The 20323-nt window shown below is 68.9% G+C and carries 16 protein-coding genes and 1 pseudogene; 8 read left to right on the plus strand and 9 right to left on the minus strand.

The window, feature by feature from the left end; genetic code table 11:
- Positions 1 to 247 precede the first annotated feature (247 nt).
- Genes QR64_RS09550 through QR64_RS09560 form a run of 3 tightly spaced genes read right to left on the minus strand, consistent with a single transcriptional unit; the run spans position 248 to position 2690 of the window.
- Positions 248 to 625, minus strand: coding sequence for a DUF6802 family protein (locus tag QR64_RS09550; RefSeq protein WP_006552695.1), 378 nt, complete (start codon positions 623 to 625; stop codon positions 248 to 250).
- Positions 626 to 663: 38 nt separating this feature from the next.
- Entirely contained in the window at positions 664 to 2049 is a 1386-nt protein-coding gene (locus tag QR64_RS09555) for a hypothetical protein (protein ID WP_052227259.1), read from the minus strand.
- Positions 2046 to 2690 carry a hypothetical protein gene (locus tag QR64_RS09560; protein WP_039585086.1) on the minus strand — a complete coding sequence of 215 codons (645 nt, stop codon included), beginning with the start codon at positions 2688 to 2690 and terminating at the stop codon, positions 2046 to 2048. The genes QR64_RS09555 and QR64_RS09560 overlap by 4 nt, the downstream gene beginning before the upstream one ends.
- A 135-nt stretch (positions 2691 to 2825) precedes the next feature.
- Between QR64_RS09560 and trmB the strand changes: the two genes are divergently transcribed.
- The 3 genes from trmB to QR64_RS09575 are packed head-to-tail and all read left to right on the plus strand — an operon-like array spanning position 2826 to position 7627.
- Positions 2826 to 3572 (plus strand): tRNA (guanosine(46)-N7)-methyltransferase TrmB, encoded by a 747-nt coding sequence (trmB, locus tag QR64_RS09565; protein ID WP_006552698.1) that lies wholly within the window; start codon positions 2826 to 2828, stop codon positions 3570 to 3572.
- Positions 3569 to 4261, plus strand: coding sequence for an NYN domain-containing protein (locus QR64_RS09570; RefSeq protein WP_006552699.1), 693 nt, complete (start codon positions 3569 to 3571; stop codon positions 4259 to 4261). Before trmB ends, QR64_RS09570 begins: the two co-directional genes overlap by 4 nt.
- Positions 4262 to 4270: 9 nt before the next feature.
- Positions 4271 to 7627, plus strand: a complete 3357-nt coding sequence (locus QR64_RS09575; protein ID WP_039585010.1) for an MMPL family transporter — start codon at positions 4271 to 4273, stop codon at positions 7625 to 7627.
- A gap of 57 nt (positions 7628 to 7684) precedes the next feature.
- On the opposite strand, the gene QR64_RS09580 is transcribed toward QR64_RS09575, so the two are convergent.
- The 3 genes from QR64_RS09580 to macS all read right to left on the minus strand — a co-directional run bounded on the left by QR64_RS09580 (position 7685) and on the right by macS (position 10250).
- Positions 7685 to 8359: a DUF1707 domain-containing protein gene (locus tag QR64_RS09580; protein WP_006552701.1), complete on the minus strand. Its 675-nt coding sequence runs from the start codon at positions 8357 to 8359 to the stop codon at positions 7685 to 7687.
- A 62-nt stretch (positions 8360 to 8421) separates the two neighbouring features.
- Positions 8422 to 9048 carry a response regulator gene (locus QR64_RS09585; protein WP_006552702.1) on the minus strand — a complete coding sequence of 209 codons (627 nt, stop codon included), beginning with the start codon at positions 9046 to 9048 and terminating at the stop codon, positions 8422 to 8424.
- On the minus strand, positions 9048 to 10250 hold the full coding sequence (gene macS, locus QR64_RS09590; RefSeq protein ID WP_039585011.1) for a MacS family sensor histidine kinase: 1203 nt from the start codon (positions 10248 to 10250) through the stop codon (positions 9048 to 9050). Before macS ends, QR64_RS09585 begins: the two co-directional genes overlap by 1 nt.
- A gap of 174 nt (positions 10251 to 10424) precedes the next feature.
- On the opposite strand from macS, the gene QR64_RS09595 reads away from it, so the two are divergent.
- The 5 genes and pseudogenes from QR64_RS09595 to QR64_RS09615 all read left to right on the plus strand — a co-directional run bounded on the left by QR64_RS09595 (position 10425) and on the right by QR64_RS09615 (position 15888).
- Positions 10425 to 11924, plus strand: coding sequence for an adenylate/guanylate cyclase domain-containing protein (locus tag QR64_RS09595; RefSeq protein WP_039585012.1), 1500 nt, complete (start codon positions 10425 to 10427; stop codon positions 11922 to 11924).
- Positions 11925 to 12085: 161 nt separating this feature from the next.
- A pseudogene (locus QR64_RS09600) lies at positions 12086 to 13127 on the plus strand (lysylphosphatidylglycerol synthase transmembrane domain-containing protein); the annotation flags it as partial.
- A gap of 89 nt (positions 13128 to 13216) precedes the next feature.
- Positions 13217 to 13771, plus strand: a complete 555-nt coding sequence (locus QR64_RS09605; protein WP_039585015.1) for a YceI family protein — start codon at positions 13217 to 13219, stop codon at positions 13769 to 13771.
- Between the two features lie 134 nt (positions 13772 to 13905).
- Entirely contained in the window at positions 13906 to 14286 is a 381-nt protein-coding gene (locus QR64_RS09610) for a DUF3054 domain-containing protein (RefSeq protein WP_006552707.1), read from the plus strand.
- A 129-nt stretch (positions 14287 to 14415) separates the two neighbouring features.
- The gene (locus QR64_RS09615; protein WP_033096407.1) at positions 14416 to 15888 is read left to right on the plus strand and encodes a peptide MFS transporter; all 1473 of its coding nucleotides are present in this window, start codon (positions 14416 to 14418) and stop codon (positions 15886 to 15888) included.
- Between the two features lie 21 nt (positions 15889 to 15909).
- Here the strand turns inward: QR64_RS09615 and QR64_RS09620 are convergent, their stop codons facing one another.
- The 3 genes from QR64_RS09620 to QR64_RS09630 form a co-directional block, all read right to left on the minus strand.
- On the minus strand, positions 15910 to 16647 hold the full coding sequence (locus QR64_RS09620; RefSeq protein WP_006552709.1) for a sulfite exporter TauE/SafE family protein: 738 nt from the start codon (positions 16645 to 16647) through the stop codon (positions 15910 to 15912).
- 74 nt (positions 16648 to 16721) lie between these two features.
- Positions 16722 to 18401, minus strand: coding sequence for an NTF2-like N-terminal transpeptidase domain-containing protein (locus QR64_RS09625; protein WP_050993558.1), 1680 nt, complete (start codon positions 18399 to 18401; stop codon positions 16722 to 16724).
- A gap of 78 nt (positions 18402 to 18479) precedes the next feature.
- A complete protein-coding gene (locus QR64_RS09630) occupies positions 18480 to 20249 on the minus strand; it encodes a penicillin-binding transpeptidase domain-containing protein (protein ID WP_039585016.1) in 1770 nt (589 codons plus the stop codon).
- Positions 20250 to 20323 lie beyond the last annotated feature (74 nt).

A 20323-nucleotide genomic window follows, 5' to 3' on the forward strand; every position in this document is an offset into this window, starting at 1 on the left:
TCCCACCTCCGACCTGCACGTTCTTCTGTGCGGACGAGGGCAGACCCGGGCTTGCCCCTCTCGGCAGGGGTACCACCTACTTCGTCCGTGGCCGAACAGGCGAAGTAGGCGCCGGATGTCCTTTTCATAGAGGTTAACGTCGGAATGTCGACCGGCGTCACTCGGGGCCGGTCGGAAATCTCACAGAAACGATTCAGAACTTGCGCACAATACCGTCCCCTCCCCCTGCTGCGCAGCCGGATATGAATCACTTCGACTCTTCTCCGTGGTGTACGTCGTATTCAAGGCTACCTGTGTCCAGTCGACTCCACCGACCCGATCCGTCGAGCTCGCGACAGTATTCCCACACGCCGTAACGGCCGTCGTCCGCGATCACCGAGAGGCGATCGCTGCTGCCGTCGAGATCGGTGTCGGTAGCCACCACCAGACCGTCGCCCCAGTCGCCACCGACTCCCCAGTGCTCGGTATCGGCGACGACCGTCTCGGCGGCGCCGTCACCGTCGAGGTCGGTCGTCGGGGCGAGCTCGTCGGCCCAGGCGGCCAACTCGGACGGATCGAACCCGGACGGATCGAAGGGATCGGTGAACGGCTGGGGTGTGCCACCCGAGCCGGCGAATTCGGCCATCGTCTCCCCTTTCCGACCCGGCACGCGCCGGATCGCTCCTATCCGGTTGGACGCACCCCGGCACCTTGCGGTTCCGGGATGTGTCCGAGTGCCGCCAGGTCGCGTTCGCACGCGGCGGTGCGGGCACGCCGCTCGCCCCGGCGACGGGCGATCTCCGCGTCGATCGCGGCGACGCGTTCCCGCACGCGGGTCGCGTGCCGGTCGCGCGCAGCGACCGCGAGCGCGGTGGACTGCAGTTCCGTCTCGTGGATGCGGGTGCGGATCCAGGTGTCGAGTTCCGCCCGTACGGTCGCGAGCTCGTCGGCGATCCACCGCCGCATCCGGTCGCGGTAGGCGATTCGCCTACGGATCCGCATCAGCCATCCGGCGGCCGGAACCGCGCACGCGATCGCGACCACCAGCGACATCCAGCCCGGCAGGTCCCCGAACGGGGTGAGGAGCAGTCTGCCGAGACCCGCGCCTGCCGACGCACCGAAGACCACCGTCAGCGTGTCCTCCATCGACCGCGCGGTCTGCGGTGGGCGGGCGGTGCGCGTGGGTTCCGGCGCCGGAGTGCCCGGTGCGATCCGGGCCGTCTCGTCGGTGAGCCGCGCACACAGGTCGTCGACGTGGGTGTCGATCGTCGTGACCACCGCATCCGCGTCCGCGGTCTCGAGCACCTCGCCCGCGGCGGTGGACGCCGCCCGCACGCGCATCGCGACCTCCTGCAACAGCGTCACCTGAAGCCGGCGCAGGTCGGGGCCGGAGGTCGCGGGTGGTGCTGCGGCTGTGAGGCGGGAGCGCTCCGCACGCAGGCCCCCTTCCTCGTCCTCCGCGCTCAGTCGTCCGATCTCCTCCTCGATCATCGGCCGGGTGGCGGCGACGACCGCGGCGCGTGCTCGTCGCGGGTCGTGTGACGACCGGACCGTGGCGGCCAGGACGTCCCGCAGTTCGACGAGTCCGGACGCGGTGAGCAGGGTCTGCCGGACCGCCTCGCTCGCGTCGTCCTCGAGTTCGCGTGCCCGCCGAGCGGCCGCGGCGCTCACGGGCAGGACCACGACCCTCGGCAGCCAGGATGCGTGCCGCTGCAGGATCTCGACGTCGGCGTCGCGGACCGCACGCCAGTCGGGAAAGCGGTCGATGCCCGTCAGTGCGCAGACGACCTCGATCGACTCGGCTGCCGCCGAGCGGACGAGGTCGAGTTCGGTGCGGCCGATCGTCGCCGACGGGTCGAACACCACGAGGGTGACGGCGCGGCCGTCGTCCGTGATGTCCAGCCCGCCCAGAGGTCGTAGCTCCGCTGCCAGCGTGTCGGCGCCGGAACCGGGCACTCCGACGACCCGCACGCCGGTCGCGGCCGGCCGGTGCAGTCCCATCCATCCGCGCGGGTTCCATCGGCGCAGGACGTCGTCGGCCGGATCCACGAGTCCGCTCGGCGGTGTCACCGTAGTCCCGCGGCGACGGACTCCATCGGGTCCAGCCCGACCAGGTCGAGTGTCTGTTCGACGAGTTCGCGCACCTGCGGTGCCGCCGGGACGCCCGCCACGACCCGGGCGAGCTCCTCGTCACGTAGGCGGCGCGCCACGACCGCACGCGCGGCGAGCCGTTCCCCGAGCAGTTCCTCATCGCGGACCGCGACCACCTGATCCGGCGGCACCCCCGTCGCACGCGCGACGAGAGCGCACTCGCTGTCATCCGTCCCACCCGTCACCACGAGGACGAGGCGACAAGGATCCACGGCCGTCAGCGCGGCGCGGTCGGCCGGATGGGCGACGGCCGGGTCGAGACGACGCGGCACGACGTAGACGACGACGTCACCGTCGAGGACCGGGTCGGGACCGTCCGGCGTGTCCACTGCCACTCCGCCCACGGCCGCGTCTACTCGCCCACCCTCGATATCGACCCTGCGGAGCAGCAGTTCGCGTACCTGCGTCTCGACGCTCTCCCGGCCGGTCCCGGCCCGCCCCGCGACCTGCACCCGCAGCGCGGCCGTATGCTCGGTCAGCGCCCTGCGAATCAACCGCCCTGCCTGCGCATCCAGTTGTTCGACCTGCGCGGCGAGGTGGTGCCACAACTCCCCCGTCATGATCCCCCGATCGTCGGCGGAAATTGTCGCAGAGAGATCGCTGACAGGCAGCCGAACGAATGCTTCCCTGAGAAAACACTGTGGCCACTCAGGTCACTCCCGCCACACACTCTCGGAATACGCGACAATGGACCGGTGAACGAAGCCGATCAGCACACCACCGAGACGCTCGAGGAGCGCCCGACCCGCGGGAACCGCCTATACCCCAGGGTGACGAGTTTCCGGTCCCGCCGTGGATCGCTGACCGACCCCCAGCAGCAGTGCTGGGACCGTCGTTGGCCCGAACTCGGCAAGGAAGTCGGCGACGAACCGCTCGACGTCGACGCCTGGTTCGGTCGCTCCGCGCCCCTCGTCCTCGAGATCGGATCCGGAACAGGAACCGCCGCGGTCGCTATGGCCCAAGCCGAGCCCGAGGTGAACCTCATCGCCGTGGAGGTCTACAAGCCCGGCATCGCCCAGACACTGCAGAACATCGAACGCAGCTGCAACACCGACGCGCCGATCCGGAACCTGCGGATCCTGCGCGGCGACGCCGTCGAGGTGCTCGAGAAGATGCTGACCACCGCGTCACTCACCGGCGTGCGGGTGTTCTTCCCGGATCCGTGGCCCAAGGCCCGCCACCACAAGCGCCGACTCCTGCAGGCCCCGACGTTCGCTCTGATCGCCGACCGATTGAAGCCCGGTGGAGTGCTGCACGTGGCCACCGACCACGCCGATTACGCCGAGGCCATCGCCGAGGTGGGCGATGCCGAACCGCGCCTCGCCCGCTTCACCGGCACCTCCCCGATCAGCCTCGAACGCCCCGTCACCAAGTTCGAGGACAAGGCACACCAGGTGGGTAGCGCTATCAACGAGTTCGTCTGGGGGAAGATCGGAGCATGAGTGTCCATGAAGAGCTTCCCGGCGTGACCGACCCCTCCGCGATCGACGGTGTCGAGCCGGTCCGAAAGGTCCTGCTCGTCTGGGACGCACCCAACCTCGACATGGGCCTCGGCGCGATCCTCGGCGGCCGGCCCACCGCGGCCTACCGCCCGCGCTTCGACGCTCTCGGCCGGTGGCTGCTCGGACGCACCGCCGAACTGTCGCGTCTGCACTCCGCGACCCTCGAACCCGAAGCCACGGTGTTCACCAATATCGCCCCCGGCAGCGCGGACGTCGTCCGCCCCTGGGTCGAGGCCTTGCGTAATGTGGGCTTCGCGGTGTTCGCCAAGCCGAAGATCGACGAGGACAGCGATGTCGACTCCGACATGCTGGACCACATCGAGCTGAGGCACCGGGAAGGTCTCGCGGGTGTCATGGTGGCCTCCGCCGACGGGCAGGCGTTCCGTGAACCCCTCGAGCGGCTCGCACAGGAGGGCATCGCGACCCAGGTGCTCGGTTTCCGCGAGCACGCCAGCTGGGCGGTGACCTCCGAGATCATCCAGTTCCTCGATCTCGAGGACATTCCCGGTGTGTTCCGCGAACCGCTGCCCCGCGTCAGCCTGGAATCGCTGCCCGACGAGGGTGCCTGGCTGCAGCCGTTCCGACCGCTTTCTGCTCTCCTGGTGGGGCGCAAGAGCGTCGCCGAATAGGAGACTTACGTGTTCGACCGTTGGGGAGAGCTCGTCTACCGCGCGCGCTTCACCGTCATTGCGGTGATGGTCGCGGGGTTGCTCGCGCTCGCCGGGTACGGGCTGAGCCTGAACGATCACCTCAGCCAGAGCGGCTGGGACGATCCCGGTTCGGAGTCCGTCGCCGCTGCCAAGCTCGCCGACGGCACCTTCGGCCGCGACACCGCGGGCGACGTGCTGGTGCTGTACACGGCACCCGAGGGCAGCACGGTCGACGATCCCGAGTTCGCGGCGAAGGTCACCGACAGCCTGAACTCGCTGGTCGCCGAGCATCCCGACGAAATCCTCAAGATCAACGGTGCGTACTGGCCCACCGACGACGCGCCGTCGCTGCCGTCGCTGGCCGATCCGTCGCGTCAGCACGCGATCGCGTCGGTCGCGATCGCCGGCGAGGACGACACGGAGCTGACCGGCAACTTCCGCGAGATCAAGGACGCCTTCTACATCGACGGCGTCGACGTGCAGCTCGCCGGTCTGCAGCCGATCTCCGGCGCACTGAACGACACGATGGCCAACGACATCAAGCGCATGGAGATCCTCGCGATCCCGGCCGTCGGCATCCTGTTGTTCTTCGTCTTCGGCGGCGTCGTCGCGGCCGCTCTCCCGCTGATCACCGGTGGTCTCACGATCGTCGCGGCGAACGGCATCGTCCGGTTGATCACCAACTTCACCGAGGTCAACTCGTTCGTCGCACCGGTCGTCTCACTGATCGGCCTGGGCCTGGCGATCGACTACGGCCTGTTCATGGTGTCGCGGTTCCGTGAGGAACTCGCCGAGGGTTACGACACCCCGGCGGCGGTGCGACGCACCGTCGTCACCGCAGGTCGCACGGTGGTGTTCTCGGCGACGATGGTCGTCACCAGCCTCGGTGGTCTCGTGCTGTTCCCGCAGGGCTTCCTCAAGTCGGTCGCCTACGGCGCGATCTCGGCGGTCTCACTGGCTGCCCTGCTGTCGATCACGATCCTGCCCGCCATCCTGAGCATCCTCGGCAGGCGCATCGACAAGTTCGGCATGAAACGCTTCGGGCAGATCCAGTCGAACGAGCAGGTCGAGAACAGTTTCCTCGGCCGCCTGTGCCGCTGGGTGATGGTCAACCCGATGAAGGTGACCATCCCGACGGTCATCGGCCTGCTGCTGCTCATCATGCCGCTGACCGGCATCAAGTTCGGCGGCATCAACGAGACCTACCTGCCGCCCGAGCACCCCACGCGCGTCGCGCAGGAGACCTTCGACGAACTGTTCCCCGGCCAGCGCGCCGAGCCGGTCAAGCTCGTGGTCCGCGGCGCCGAGGGCGGCGACCTCAACAAGATCATCACGACGGCCAGCGAAGCTCCCGGCCTCGTCGAGAAGTTCCAGATCACCGGCCCCGCGAAGGACGGCGTCCGTGTGCTCAAGGCCGGTCTGACCGACCGCAACGAGTCCGCCGACACCGTCGAGTACCTGCACGCAGCCGAATGGCCCGAGGGTGTCGAAGTGCTCGTCGGCGGCACCCCGGCGATCGAGCAGGACTCCATCGGGGCCCTGCTCGAGACCCTGCCGCTGATGGTCGTGGTCGTCGTGCTGTTGACGACGTTGCTGATGTTCCTGGCGTTCGGCTCGCTCGTGCTGCCGGTCAAGGCCGTGTTGATGAGCGCCCTGGGTCTCGGCTCGACGCTGGGCATCCTCACCTGGATCTTCATCGACGGCAACGGCGCCGACCTGCTCAACTTCACCCCGGGGCCGATCATGTCGCCGGTGCTCGTGCTGATCATCGCGATCGTGTACGGCCTGTCGACCGACTACGAGGTGTTCCTGCTCTCCAGAATGGTCGAGGCGAGATCGATGGGGGCGAGCACCACCGAGTCGATCCGTATCGGTACCGCCCACACCGGTCGCATCATCACCGCGGCCGCCCTGATCCTTATCGTCGTCACCGGTGCCTTCGGGTTCTCGGAGCTGGTGATGATGAAGTACATCGCGTTCGGCATGATCGCCGCGCTGATCATCGACGCGACCGTCATCCGCATGTTCCTCGTGCCCGCCGTGATGAAGCTGCTCGGCGACGACTGCTGGTGGGCTCCGGCGTGGATGAAGCGGATCCAGGAGAAGATCGGCTTGGGCGAGCCGATCCTCGCCGACGAACTGATGCCCGAGGACGTTCCCGAGCTCATCACCGTCGGCATGTTCGGGCCGGCGACGGTCGCGGCCACGGGCGCGCACCGCTTCCCGGCAGGTGCCTTCGAGGGCGGCTCCGACCTCACGCAGCCGCTGCCCAAGATCGCTCCGCCGAGGCCGGCCGCCGAACAGCGCAAGCTCCGCGATCTCACGCCGCCGCCGGTGCGACGGCAGGCCCCGGGCCGCCCCCCGGTCCGTCCGGCCGCGCCCGCGTCCGGTCGTCCCCCTGCTGCTCCGCGGAACGGCGAACGGGTGCCGCCCGCAGCCGGGCGTCCGATGCCGGCGAGCCGTCCGGAGCAGCCCGGTACGGGTCCGGGGCGTCGGTCGCGTCCGATCCCGGAGCCGCGTCGTCGCCCGGAGGGTCGGCCGCCGGTGGACGAGCGCAACGGCTCGGCTCTTCCGGGGCTCGGAGGCCCGGAGAAGGGTGTCCCGGAGAAGCCCGAACGTCGTGCCCCGGAGATGCCGCAGCGCGATGTCACGCAGCGCGGTGCGCTCGATCAGACACAGCGCGGTGCGCTCGATCAGACACAGCGCGGTGCGCTCGATGCCACACAGCGCGGTGCGTCCGACCCGTCGTCGCCGTCGTCGGTGCCTCCGCTCCCCCGCCGTCAGCGCGGGGAGGTTCCGCCGCCGCTGCCGCAGTCCTTCATCCGACCGCCCGCTGTCCCGGGCGATGCGGAAGCTCTGCCCGGTGCCCCGGCTCCGCGTCCGAGCGAACCCGGCACCGGTCGTGGACGGGATCCGCAGGCGATCGAGAACTGGCTGTCGCAGTTGCGCCGTACGTCGCCCGGCGGGGAGTCTTCGGCCCAGCGACCGAGGCCCACTTCCGACGCACCGCGCCCCTCGGCGCCGGACTCGCAACGTCCCCCGACATCGGAGGCCCAGCGACCTCCGGCGCAGGGACCTGCCCGACCGCCCGTGCCGGGCACTCAGCAGCCGCCGACGCAGGGCATGCAGCCGCCGACACAGAACGGTCCCCGTCCGCCTCTGCCCTCCCGGTCCCGTGGTCCGGAGCAGCCGCCCCGCCCGGCCGGCGAGCGGCCGGAAGCGCGAGCGGACGAATCGCAGCCGGAGCAGAACGACGCGGAGTCGCGGAGGCGTGGACGCCACGGTCCCGACAGCGGCCGTTCGATCAGCGTCAGTGAGCTGATCGCCCGGCAGCGTCGCGACTGATCTGACGAACGAACTCGAGGCGACCCGCAGAGCGGGTCGCCTCGGGTGTTTCCGGGGTCAGCTGCCGTTGAAGAACTTCCGCAGCCGCGTGGACAGCGGATGGGTGACGTTGAAGCTCCCGCCGCGGACCTTGCCTGTCACCACGACGTGCAGCGGTCCGTACGGCGCTCCGCCGCGCACCTTCGACGACACGCTCGACGCGACGTTCTCGACGCCGTTGACGTCGGCCGTGGCCTCGGCGGGGAGCACGATGTTGATCGAGCTGAGGTAGTCGCTCACGTCGATCCGCACGACCTGCGTCTGCATCACCGCTTCGGTGAAATCGAGGGTCACGGAGGACGCGACGGTGTCGAGAACGACGGCGGGCGGCACGTGCCAGCGACCCTTGCGTTCGATGCCGGAGACGCGGCCCTTGATCACGAGAGGAGCGCCCTGGCCGGTCGCGGGGAAAGCAGCTGCACTCGGCGCGGGGTAGCCGGCCGCACTCGGCGCCGGATAGTGCGCCTGCGACATGCCCGGCAGATTCTGCTCCTGGAACTCGGGCCGGATCTGGATACCGGGCAGGTCGACGAGCACCTGGTTCAGGTCGCCTCGGGTCTTGGCCGCGAGGACGGTGTCCATCCGTTCGGTGAACTCCCCGAGCGAGAGCATTCCCTGCCCGACCGCCCGCTGCAGAAGTTCGCCGACGTGCTCGCGCTCGGCGTCCGACACCCGCAGATCCTTCGGTTCCATGCCCTGAGCTTAACGGGACGAACGGTATGCCTCCGAAGTCGTCGGAGCCACTGTGCGGAGCGCTATTCGAGGCCCTGTTCGATGACGTAGCGGGTGAGTTCGACGCGGTTGGCGAGCTGCAGTTTGCGTAGCGCCGCTTGGACGTGGTTCTCCACCGTGCGGTGGCTGAGCGTCAGTCGCGCTGCGATCTGTTTCGCCGACAACCCTTTCGCGACGAGACGCAACACTTCGGTCTCCCGGCCGGTCAGGGTCGGTGGGGGTCTCCGGTCGGCGACGTCGTTCGACATCCGGCGGTACTCGCCGAGCACGAGCCCGGCCAGTCCGGGGGTGAAGACGGCCTGTCCCCGCGCGGTCGCGAGGACGGCGTCGACGAGTTCGTGCACCGAGGCGCTCTTCACGAGATAGCCGGACGCGCCCGCCTTGACCGCGCCGAGGACGTCGTCGCGTTCGGAGGACGCCGACAGGACCAGCACCCGGCTGTCCGGGGAGACCTCGAGGACCGCGCGGGTCGCCTCGGTGCCGGTGCCGTCGGGCATCGCCATGTCCATGAGCACGACGTCGGGGCGGACGACGGCGGCACGGCGCGCGGCGCTCGCGACACCGTCGGCCTCGGCGACGACGGTGAACCCGGCCTCCTCGAGGTCACGTCCGACGGCGTTGCGCCAGATCGGGTGGTCGTCGACCACCATCACGCTGACGGTGCTGCGTTCTTCTGTGCTGTTCTCGTGTGTTTCCGCGCTGATCTCGGCCACTCATTCCCCTTCGGTACCCGGATCTCCCATTCGGTTCCTTCGCCTACATCGCTGTCGAGCAGTGCGACGCCGCCGAGCCATTCCGCTCGCCCGACGATCGACTTGGACACCCCCATGCGTCCCTGTTCGCGAGCTTCGTCGAGTCTGCCCGGTTCGATCCCGACGCCGTCGTCCCGGATGCTGAGTACGATCTCGTCGCCGAGATCCTCGAGGAGGATGTAGGCGGCGGCACCGGCGCCGGCGTGCAGTTGCGTGTTCGACAGCGCCGCTGTCGTGAGCGCCGCGAGTTCCTCCGCTCGATCCCGCGGGATCATGATCGGGCCGGCGGGCGCGGACACCGTCGCACCGGTCCCGGCCCTGGCCCGGACGAGGGCGGTGAGGTCGGCATGCTCACCGCCGCGGTCGACGTCGGTGTCCTGTTCGGAGATCAGCTGCCGCAGCGCGGTCTCCTGTTCGCGGGCCAACTCGGCGAGTTCCGTCGCATCACCGCCCAGCTCGAGTCCGCGCCGCTGCACGAGCGCGAGCACCTGCAGCACGCCGTCGTGCACCTGCCGGGCGAGCCGGTCCCGTTCCTCGGTGGCCGCTGCCACGCGCACGGCCTGCTCGAGTTGCCGGTGCGCACTGCGCGCGGTGGTGGTGGCGAAACCCATTGCCACACCGCACGCGACGAGCACCGGCGCCGTCGCGTCGCGCCACAGGTCGAGGTTGATCTGGTCGCGCACCACCGCGCTGACGACGGACATCAGCAGCGCCGAGCCGATGCCCGTGAGCGGACCGCCGAGGATCGCGGCCGACAGCACGGCGTTGGCGACCCACAGCGTGGTGGGCATGGTCTGGTGGTTGCTGTACCAGTCGTGGTCGGCGACCAGCCGGGTCGCCGCCATCAACGCGACGGCGAGGATCTGGTCCACCACGGTGACCGTGCGGCGCAGTCGTGCCTCGCGGGAGAGCAACACCGCCGAGACGAGCGACCACGTCACGAGCACCCCGGTGAAGAACCACGACAAGCCCGGACGGGTGTAGTTCACGACGGTCGAGAACTGCGATCCCACCGCATATGCGACGGTCACGAGCCGGAAGACCTGGGCGGCCCGCCACAGGGGTGCATCCGCGTCGGGACCGGTCGGAGGCGGCCTCATGTGTACGTTTCGCACCTTTCGTCACAGTAGGTGGGGCGAGTGAATCCAACCACTCCGCGCCTCCAACAGTGACCGCCCCATCCTGTGACCGTCCGCACAGTGGTTTGATTTGAAGTCGTGCTGAGGTCGTACCGAGCTGTCGCCGCCACCTTGCGGAGTCGTTGGCCGCTCTACATGGTCTCCATGGGCGCGTCGAACCTGTTCGGTGCGATGCTCGTGTTCGCCTTCGTCCGGTACGGCATCCCCATCGCCGAGACCGACGCCATCATCGCGGATCGGGTCCGCAACTTCGCGGTCTTCGCGGTGTACCTGGTCTTCGCCGGCATCGTGAGCCTCGGCGCCGCAGCGATCACGCTGCGCTCTGTCGTCCGGTGGCAGCTCCGCGGCGGCCCGCCCACCCGGGCCGAACAGATGGCGGCCCTGCACGCCCCGCTGCGACAGGCGATCGTGCACCTCGGTCTGTGGCTGCTCGGCGGCGTGCTCTTCGTCTTCCTCACCGCCGAGGAGATGCCGTCGCTCGCGGTGGCGGTCTCGGTCACCGTCGCAATGGCCGCGACCAGCACCTTCGGTTTCACCTACATGCTCGGTGAACGCATCCTGCGGCCGGTCGCCGCGCGGGCGCTGAGCGAGGGGAACTTCGACCGGACGATGGCTCCCGGCGTCGGCACGCGCCTGGCCATGACCTGGGGCCTGGGCACGCTCATGCCGGTCGCCGGGATCGTGCTGCTGTGCGTGACGCAGTTGAGCGCCAACACCGACTTCGACGCCGACGCGCTCGCCCTGTCCGTGCTCGCTCTCGCGGTGACGTCGATCGGTCTCGCGCTCGTGTTGTCGCTGCTGACGTCGGCGCAGATCTCCGACCCGATCAAGCAGTTGCGCTGGGCGATCGAACGCGTGCAGCGCGGCGCCTCGGGAGTGCAGGTCGAGGTGTTCGACGGCAGTGAGATCGGACGCCTACAGGTCGGCTTCAACCGCATGATGGCCGAGTCCGACGAACGCCGGCGTCTGCGGGAGTTGTTCGGTCAGCACGTCGGTGAGGACGTCGCGCGCCGGGCCCTGCAGTACGGCACCGAGCTCGGTGGTGAGACGCGCTACGTCGCGGTGCTGTTCGTCGACATGGTGGGTTCGACGGCGACGGCCGCCGAGCGCCCGCCGAGCGAGGTCGTCGAACTGCTCAACGAGTTCTTCCGTGTCGTCGTCGAGGTGGTCGACCATCATCACGGCTTCGTCAACAAGTTCATGGGCGACGCGGCATTGGTGATCTTCGGCGCTCCCCTCGACCGGCCGGACGCCCCCACGGCGGCGCTCGCGGCGGCCCGCGAACTGCGTTTCGCTCTGGACGAGATCACCGGACTCGATGTCGGGATCGGCGTGTCGGCGGGACTCGCGGTGGCCGGCAACATCGGCGCGGCGGAGCGCTTCGAGTACACGGTGATCGGCGACCCGGTCAACGAGGCCTCGCGCCTGACCGAGCTGGCGAAACTGCGTCCGAGTAGGGTTCTCGCGTCGTCGAGCGCGTTGTACTTCGCGGACGACGAGGAGCGCAGCCACTGGGAACTCGGCGACGAGGTGCAGCTTCGCGGCCGGCGGCGGATGACCCATCTCGCATGGCCGGTTCGCTATCCCGGAGCCCCCGGAGAAGCGAACGGGACGGACACTTCGACGGACGAGTGACGGTCCGTCCCGCGACACCCGCGAACGACGCGGAACGGCCACAGCGCCCTCTTCGTGACCCGACGGTCGGTTACGGTGAACAGCGTGGCGCAGCCGCACGACGATCCTCCATGCCCCGACGCCACGCCGCGTCGGGGCTCGTTCCGGTGGATCAAGTGGGNGGCGATCGCCCTCGTGGCTCTGCTGACGGTCGAGGCGATCTACCTGTGGCCGACGATGAGCGACTCGTGGCGCGCGGTCACGGAGATGCACTGGGGCTGGTTCGCGGCGGCCGTGCTGGCGCAGATGATCTCCCTCAGCGGCTTCGCGGGAGTGCAGCAGCGACTGCTCCGCGCCGGCGGGGTGCGCGTCGGGCACTGGCGTTCGGCGTCGGTGATCTACGGCAGCACGGCGATGGCGGTGACCCTGCCCGCAGGTCCGGTCTTCTCCACGGCCTTCACCTACAAGCAGACCCGCAAGTGGGGTGCGACCCCCGTGGTCGCCTCGTGGCAACTCGCGGTTTCCGGCGTCATCGCGGCCGTGACCCTGGCGTCGGTGGGCATGATCGGTGCGTTCGCGGTCGGCAGCCGGATCAGCCCCGTCACTCTCGTGTTGTCGCTCGCGGGCGCGATCGCGTTGATCTTCGGCCTGCGGTACGTCGCGAAGAACCCCACGTCGATCGAGGCGGCGGGCACGTGGGTGCTCCGTCGGGTCAACCGCATCACGAGGAAGCCGAGGGACACCGGCTTCGACGTCTTCGAACGCACCCTCGCGCAGCTCGAGTCCGTCGAACTCGCGCGTCGCGACGGTGTGGCCGCGGTGGCGTGGTCGGCCGTGCACCGTGCAGCCGATGTCGCGTGCCTCGGACTGGCGTGTTGGGCTGTCGGCGGCTCCCCGTCGGTGGCGGGGTTGTTCATCGCGTTCGCGGCGGCGAAGGCCGTGGGCAGCGTGCCGCTCGCACCGGGCGGCCTCGGATTCGTGGACGGCACCCTCATCGCGACGCTCACCGCTGCCGGGCTGAGCGCGTCGCAGTCGCTGGCAGCGGTCTTCGTGTATCGGATGGTGAGCTTCGCGTTCGTGGCCCTGGCGGGCTGGGCCACCGTCGCCGCGATGTACCGGGGCAACGGACCCGACGAGATCGATCCGATCGCCGAGCGCGCAGAACACGAGCGCAGCGCCCTGGAGCGGCGGCGGCGTCCGGTCGAGAATCCCGAGCCGGCGTGATCCACCTCACGATGTAGTTGCGCATGCAACTATTTGGTGGCATGGTTGTCGACAGGCAGTTGAAAGTTTGACCATCGAGGAGGACCACCATGACGACCGCCACCACCACCTTCCCCGGCCTGACCACCGGCACCTGGGCCATCGATCCCGTCCACTCGAACGTGGGCTTCACCGTCCGGCACCTCGTCGTCAGCAAGGTTCGCGGCACCTTCGAGAACTTCTCCGGCGCCATCACCGTCGCCGAGGACGGCACCGCATCGGTGAACGCCGAGATCGACGTCAAGTCGATCAACACCAAGAACGCCGACCGCGACGCGCACGTCCGCTCCGCCGACTTCTTCGACGCCGAGCAGTTCCCCGTCGCCACCTTCACCTCGACCGACGTGCGTGCCGACGGTGATAACTACATCGTCACGGGCGACTTCACGCTCCACGGCGTCACCCGCCCGGTCGACCTGAAGCTCGAGTTCAACGGCGTCAACCCCGGCATGGGCCAGGGCCCGGTCGCCGGCTTCGAGGCCACCACCGTCATCAACCGCAAGGATTTCGGCATCAGCATCGAAATGCCGCTCGAAGGCGGCGGAGCCGTCGTCGGCGACAAGATCACCATCACCCTCGAGATCGAGGCCGGCCTGCAGGCCTGACCCCTCTCGCACAGACAGCGCCCCTGCTCCGGCAGGGGCGCTGCCGCGTTCCACCCGCTCTACCGGTCCGGATCGTGCTCGAGAGCACGCGCCGGAGATTCCGACGCGCCCCGCGCCGCCGCTACTCTGGACCCGTGAAGAAGTACATCCCGGCGTTGGCGATCGACGTCGTTCTCGTCGTCGTATTCGCCGTGCTCGGTCGTTCCAGTCACGACGAAGTGCTCGATCTCGTGGGGCTCGCAGGAACGGCGTGGCCGTTCCTCGGCGGCCTCACCGTCGGATGGTTCTTCACCGCGTGGCTCTACCGCGACAAGTTCGACGCCTTCGCGGCCGTTCCCACCGGACTGCTCGTGTGGGTGAGCACCCTCGTCGTGGGGATGCTGCTGCGGGCCGTCACCGGTCAGGGCACCGCAACCGCCTTCATCATCGTCGCGACGATCTTCTTGGGCCTGTTCCTGGTGGGCTGGCGCGTGGTCGTCGGACTGCTCCAGCACCGCAAGGTCGACGCTCACTGACCTCGCCGAGGTCGACCAGTACCGACCCTCCGGTCGCAGCTCTCGCACTCACACGCGAAGTGTGATCTGCGACCGCGGGATACGCGAATTTTTCGCGCTCGCGCCCCGTGCGGTGGAACAGTGGAGATCATGTCCACGCTGGAACCACCTACTCTGACCGGGTCGCGATCCGACCATCGGTTCTTCGGTCAGCCACTACCCCTGGCCAACCTGTTCGGTGTCGAGATGTGGGAGCGATTCTCCTTCTACGGCATGCAAGGCATCCTGATCTACTACCTGTACTACTCGGCATCCGAGGGCGGGCTGGGGATCAGCCAGGGGGCTGCGACCTCCATCGTCGGCGCCTACGGCGGCACGGTCTACCTGTCGACGATTCTCGGGGCGTGGATCGCCGACCGGCTGCTGGGTTCCGAACGGACCCTGTTCTACAGCGCCGTGCTCATCATGTTCGGCCACATCGCGCTCGCGGTGCTGCCCGGTTTCGTCGGGGTGGGTATCGGCCTGGTGCTGGTCGCGTTCGGTAGCGGTGGTCTGAAGGCCACGGCGACGTCAATCGTCGGCGATCTCTACGACGAGCAGGACCCGCGACGCGACGCCGGTTTCTCCATCTTCTACATGGGCGTGAACATCGGCGCGCTCGTCGGCCCGCTGCTCACCGGCTTCCTACAGACGCGTTACGGCTTCCACTGGGGCTTCGGTCTCGCCGCGGTCGGCATGTTCCTCGGCCTGCTGCAGTACACGATCTACCGCAAGCATCTCGGCGACATCGGCAAGGTGCCACCCCATCCGCTTCCCGCCGAGACGCGCACGAAAGCCGCCGGGATCGGTCTGGTCGCCGTGGTCCTCATCGCGGTCGCCGCGCTGACCGGCCTCGTCACGACGAGCAACATGTCCGACATCGTCGTCGCCCTGACCATCATCGCGACGATCACCTACTTCGTCCTCATGCTGTCGAGCAAGCAGATCACGCCGGTCGAGCGCAGCCGGGTGCTGTCGTTCATCCCGATGTTCATCGCGAGCGCGGTGTTCTGGTCGCTCTTCCAGCAACAGTTCACGATGGTCGCCGTCTATGCCGACACACGCCTGGACCGTAATCTGTTCGGGTGGGAGTTCCCGCCGTCCTGGGTGCAGTCGATCAACCCGGTCTTCATCATCCTGTTCGCGGGTGTCTTCGCCGCCGTGTGGACCAAACTCGGACCGCGTCAGCCCTCGTCGCCCATCAAGTTCGCCGCAGGCACGATCATCATGGGCATCGCCTTCCTGTGCTTCATCCCCATGGCCGGTGGCGGCCCCAACAGCGCTCCGCTGCTCGGACTGGTCTTCATCCTGCTGCTGTTCACCTTCGCCGAGCTGTTCCTGTCCCCCGTCGGACTGTCGCTGTCGACGAAGCTCGCGCCGAAGAACTTCCACACGCAGATGGTCGCGTTGTTCTACCTGTCCGTCGCATGCGGTACGGCCATGGCCGGCACCCTCGCGGGGTTCTACGACGAGAACAACGAGGTGCCGTACTACCTGTGGATCGGCGGAGCGTCGATCGCAGTGGGCATCGTGCTGGCCCTCTTCGCGCCGCACATCAAGAAGCTCATGCACGGCGTGCAGTAGCACCACTGCACAGGACGCTGCTCAGCGGAGAGCGAGCCATACCGCCAACCCGAACCCTGCGAGCGCGACACCCACGCGCAGCAGGTTCGGGGGTATGCGCCGCACGAGCGGCGGACCGCAGTAGCCACCCGCGAACGCGCCGACGGCCATGGCGGCCGCCGCACCCCAGTGCACGGGTCCGAAGACTGCGAACCCGATCGCCGCGACCAGGTTGGCGACGCCGAGCAGGTAGCTCTTGAGGATGCTCGCGCGCCAAATCTGCTCGGACGTGCAGATAAGCACCAGCGCGTAGAAGACGACGCCGGCGCCGGCACCGAAGTATCCGCCGTAGACCGCGACGACGAAGACCGCCACGGAGAACACCCGCGGCAGGTCGCGACCGCCGGCCAGGGTGCGGATGCGTGGTTGGAGCAGCAGCGCGAGAGCGGCGAGCGCGACGAAACCCGGAACGATCGCCTCGAACGAGTCGGGCGGCGCGACGAGCAGGACAGCCGCGCCGACCACGCCGCCGAGCGCGGCGTAGAGCGTCCACCACCACACGCGGGGGCCGGTGTCGACGACCTCCCGCGCCGAATTGGTCAGCGCCCCGACACCCACACCGACCATCGCGACGGTGTTGGTGACGTTCGCCGCGACCGGCGGGAGGCCGACGGCGAGCAACGCCGGATACGAGACGATCGACGCCAGGCCGGTGACGAACCCGACGACACCCGCGAAGAATCCGGCAACCACGAGCAGTGCCAGGTCGAGGACGGTCACGGTCGCTCAACGTACCTGTACGCCGCGGACCGGCCTCCGGCGGATCAGCGCACCATGGACCGGCCTCCGGCCGATCACTCCCCGAGCAGGGGTTCTCCGAGCTTGCGCAGGAAGGTGTCGGCCATCTTGATCGCGCGGTCGCCGCCGTCGGCATCGGCGACGAAGACCGCGAAGGCCAGGTCGCCGCCGGTGTAGCCGAAGAACCAGCGGTCCTCACCGCTCGCCGCGGCGATACCCGCGAGACCGGCGTGTCCGCGGAGGAAGGACGCCGGACCGTTCTGCACGTTGTCGATCATCATGCCGCGCAGGGCGTCGATCACAGAACCGGGCAGCGCCTCGGGGGCGTCGTGGACGACCGTCTCCTGGCCCTGCACGATCGTCGGGGCAGCGACGCTGCCCCGTGCGACCGAGGCGGCCAGCACCGCGGCGCCGAGCGGCGTGATCAGGTTCTCGTCGGAATCCGATCCGGCGAACTGGACAACTCCGGAGCGGTTGTGCCCGATCTGCGAGGTCTCGAACTCGAAGCCCGGCACGTCGTAGTCGACGCCGAGGCCGAGGCGACGGGCGGTCGAGGCGACGTCATCGGATCCCACGTCGTTCGGATCGACGCCGTGCTCGAGGCCGGCCGCGAGCCGGACCGGATCGAGAACGCCGCCGGCCGGGTAGAGACCGTGGGTGATGACGGGACCGAGTTCCATGGCCCAGTTGTTGACGTCGGCGGCGAGGATGCCACCGGTCGAGGGCTGGATGGCGACCACCGCGGCCGGGGTACCTGCGGTGACGACCGCTTCCTTCGCGGCGAGCTGCACCTGGGAGTCGACGGTCGCCTGCAGGTCCGGAGGCGGCGGGCCCTGGAAGCCCGCCACCTGGATCGGGCCCTCCTCGGGATCCTCGAGGGTGACCGCCCAGCCTGCCGTCCGGTCGCGTTCGAGCTGCCAGGCCGAGCGCAGCGAGTCGAGCAGCGGCGTGGAGATCCGCCGATCGGCGCTGATCAGGGTGGGTGTCGTGAGCACCTCGACCCCGGGGATCGACACGATGCCGCCCTCGAGGAACTGGTAGTCCTGGTCGCGGAGCTTGACCGCGGTGATCCGGTTTCCGGGGTTCTCCGCCATCCGCTCCTGCATCAGCTGGGCGGTGATGACGGGTGCGACCGGCTCGAGAACCGCCGCGAGACGAGTGGTGGTGTCGACGGGGTCGGGCATCGCCGCCGGGTCGAGCACCACGGCGTTGATGGTCTGTTCCTCCATGAGGAGGCGGCCCGTGCGGTCGAAGATCTTCGGCGGCGCGGCGTCGGTGCGCACGTGGTGGACGGTGCGTCCGCCGGACAGGTCGGGGACGACGACCTCCGGGTCCCAGGACACACGCCAGCCGACGGCGAGCTTCCGCACCGAACCGGTGACCTGATACGACCAGTCCTTGCCCTCACCGAAATTCCAGCCGGCGGAGAGCGTGAAGTATCCCGAGTCGTCGTTGAGTTCGACCAGCTGGGTGACGTCGTAGTCGACGGTGCCGTCGGACAGACCGTCGTACATCTGCGAGATCGTTTCCTCCGCCGCGTTCGGGTAGGAGGTCAGGGCCGCCGCTGCGCCCGCATCACGATCGTCGAGGGCGGCAACGAAGTCGTCGACGAGGCGTTGCGCCTCGCTTCGAGAATCCGAGAACACAACCGTCGTCAGAGCGACGACAGCCACGACGAGGCACACGGCCAGCGCGACGATGCGCCCCCGCTTCCCCCGCCAATCACGAAATCTCATATGTAACAACCTTCACTTCAGTCACACGAGATGCCAGCACGCGTTGTGCACGAACACATCACAATTGCGCCACGCGTCCTACCCCCTCAGCCATCGACCCGCCGCCTCGACGGCAGGGGCGGAGCCGTCCGCCCCCGACACGAACACCGCAAAGGCAAGATTATCCTGTGATCCGATAAACCAGCCGTGCGCCCCGACGTTGTCACCGTACTCCGCCGTCCCCGTCTTCCCCGTCAGATCGGGAATGTCGCGCAACGTGCCGGCTGTACCCTCGATCACAGTCTCGCGCATCATCTCTCGCAGTGCCGTCAGCACGTTCTCGGGCATCGGTTCGGCCTCCCGATCCGCGGTCGCCGGCTGCCCCTCCACGATCGTCGGAACCGGCGTGCGGCCGTTCGCCGCCGAGGCTGCGACCAGCGCCATCCCGAACGGCGACGCCGTCACCCGACCTTGTCCGATCGCTGCCTCCACGCGGGCAGCATCGGTGTCTGCGACCGGCACGTTACCCGTGACCGTGACGAGACCGGGCGTGACGTAATCGATGCCGAGACCGAAGCGTTCCGCGGTGGCGCGCAGGGCGTCGGGCGGCAGGTCCAGAGCGAGCTGCCCCATGGTCGTATTGCACGAGAACGCGAACGCGGTGTGCAGCGGCACGGGGCCGAGATCGAAGTTCTCGTCGTTCGGGATCGTTCGGGAGCCGACCGATGCGACGCCCGGGCACGGCAGCACGGTGTCGGGTTCGGCGAGCCCGGCATCGAGCGCCGCCGCCGTCGTCACCACCTTGAACGTCGACCCCGGCGGATAGAGGCCGGTCGCGGCGATCGGCCCCTCGGCGTCGGCCGCGTCGTTCTGGGCCATCGTGCGGATCGCGCCCGTCGAGGGTTCGATCCCGACGATCACCGCGGGCGTGTCGAAACCCGCGAGGACCTCCTCGGCCCGTCGCTGCAGGTCGAGGTCGATCGTGCTGGTCAGGTCGGGTGCCTCCGGTCCGGCTTCGCCGGCGACCTGGCTCGTCGTGCCGTCCGCCGCGACCCGCCGGATCACCCAGCCGGCCGAGGCGTCCTGCCCCTCCTGCCACAGTTCGGCGAGGCCGGACCACACGGGCGAGGCGAGGTCGCGCTCGGTGGTGAGCAGACGGGTCTGCGGCACGAGCGTCACGCCGGGCAGCGCGGCGAGGCGATCCTCGATCGGTGCGAGGTCCTCCTCACGCAGCGTGATCACTCCCGCAGCGCCGCCGGCGGCCACCGCGACCTGCTCGGCGAGACTCTCCGCCGTGATCGTCGGGACGACCGTGGCCAGCACGGGAGCGACCGCGGCCGGATCGGCGGTGGCATCCAGGTTAACGACGGTGACGACCTGCTCCCCCATGAGCGGCCGCCCGGCCCGGTCGAAGATCGTCGGCGGGGCGCCGACGGTGGTCAGATACTCCAGCGACGCGCCGCCCGCCAGTTCCGGTGACAGCACCGTGGGGTCCCAGCGGACCCGCCACGCGTCGGCCTCGGGGTCCTCCGTCGCGCTGCCGGTGGTGCGGTACGACCAGTCGCGGCCCTCCCCGAAGTTCCACGTCACGTCGAGGTCGAAGGTGTCGCCGTCGCCCGTCCCCGCGACACTCACGGTCGGGTCGTCGTGGCCGAGGCCGGCGAAGAGGACATCGATCGCGGACTCCGCGGCTACCGGATCGGTGGTCAGCGCTGCCGCTCCGGAGACGTCGCCGGCGTCGAGAGCGGCAGCGAACTCCTCCGCGATCGTCTCGGGCTGATCGGGGCCGAGGGCACACGCCGACAGCGACAGCACCGTGACTGTCGCGACTCCCATACCGATCAGTCGGATCCACACGGTCCCGATCATGCCTGCACTTTCGAGCCCGTGCCTGTTATCGCAGGTAGGAGTCGGGGTGAAATATTCGGTTGCATCCCGGACGG

The organism is Rhodococcus sp. Chr-9, from assembly GCF_000801125.1.
Classification (GTDB): domain Bacteria; phylum Actinomycetota; class Actinomycetes; order Mycobacteriales; family Mycobacteriaceae; genus Rhodococcus; species Rhodococcus pyridinivorans.

Excerpts from the sequence above, each read along its gene's own strand:
- QR64_RS09550 (WP_006552695.1), bottom strand. The coding sequence starts at position 625 with ATGGCCGAATTCGCCGGCTCGGGTGGCACACCCCAGCCGTTCACCGAT.
- QR64_RS09560 (WP_039585086.1), bottom strand. The coding sequence starts at position 2,690 with ATGACGGGGGAGTTGTGGCACCACCTCGCCGCGCAGGTCGAACAACTG.
- QR64_RS09570 (WP_006552699.1), top strand. The coding sequence starts at position 3,569 with ATGAGTGTCCATGAAGAGCTTCCCGGCGTGACCGACCCCTCCGCGATC.
- QR64_RS09580 (WP_006552701.1), bottom strand. The coding sequence starts at position 8,359 with ATGGAACCGAAGGATCTGCGGGTGTCGGACGCCGAGCGCGAGCACGTC.
- QR64_RS09585 (WP_006552702.1), bottom strand. The coding sequence starts at position 9,048 with ATGGTGGTCGACGACCACCCGATCTGGCGCAACGCCGTCGGACGTGAC.
- macS (WP_039585011.1), bottom strand. The coding sequence starts at position 10,250 with ATGAGGCCGCCTCCGACCGGTCCCGACGCGGATGCACCCCTGTGGCGG.
- QR64_RS09595 (WP_039585012.1), top strand. The coding sequence starts at position 10,425 with ATGGTCTCCATGGGCGCGTCGAACCTGTTCGGTGCGATGCTCGTGTTC.
- QR64_RS09605 (WP_039585015.1), top strand. The coding sequence starts at position 13,217 with ATGACGACCGCCACCACCACCTTCCCCGGCCTGACCACCGGCACCTGG.
- QR64_RS09615 (WP_033096407.1), top strand. The coding sequence starts at position 14,416 with ATGTCCACGCTGGAACCACCTACTCTGACCGGGTCGCGATCCGACCAT.
- QR64_RS09625 (WP_050993558.1), bottom strand. The coding sequence starts at position 18,401 with ATGAGATTTCGTGATTGGCGGGGGAAGCGGGGGCGCATCGTCGCGCTG.
- QR64_RS09630 (WP_039585016.1), bottom strand. The coding sequence starts at position 20,249 with ATGATCGGGACCGTGTGGATCCGACTGATCGGTATGGGAGTCGCGACA.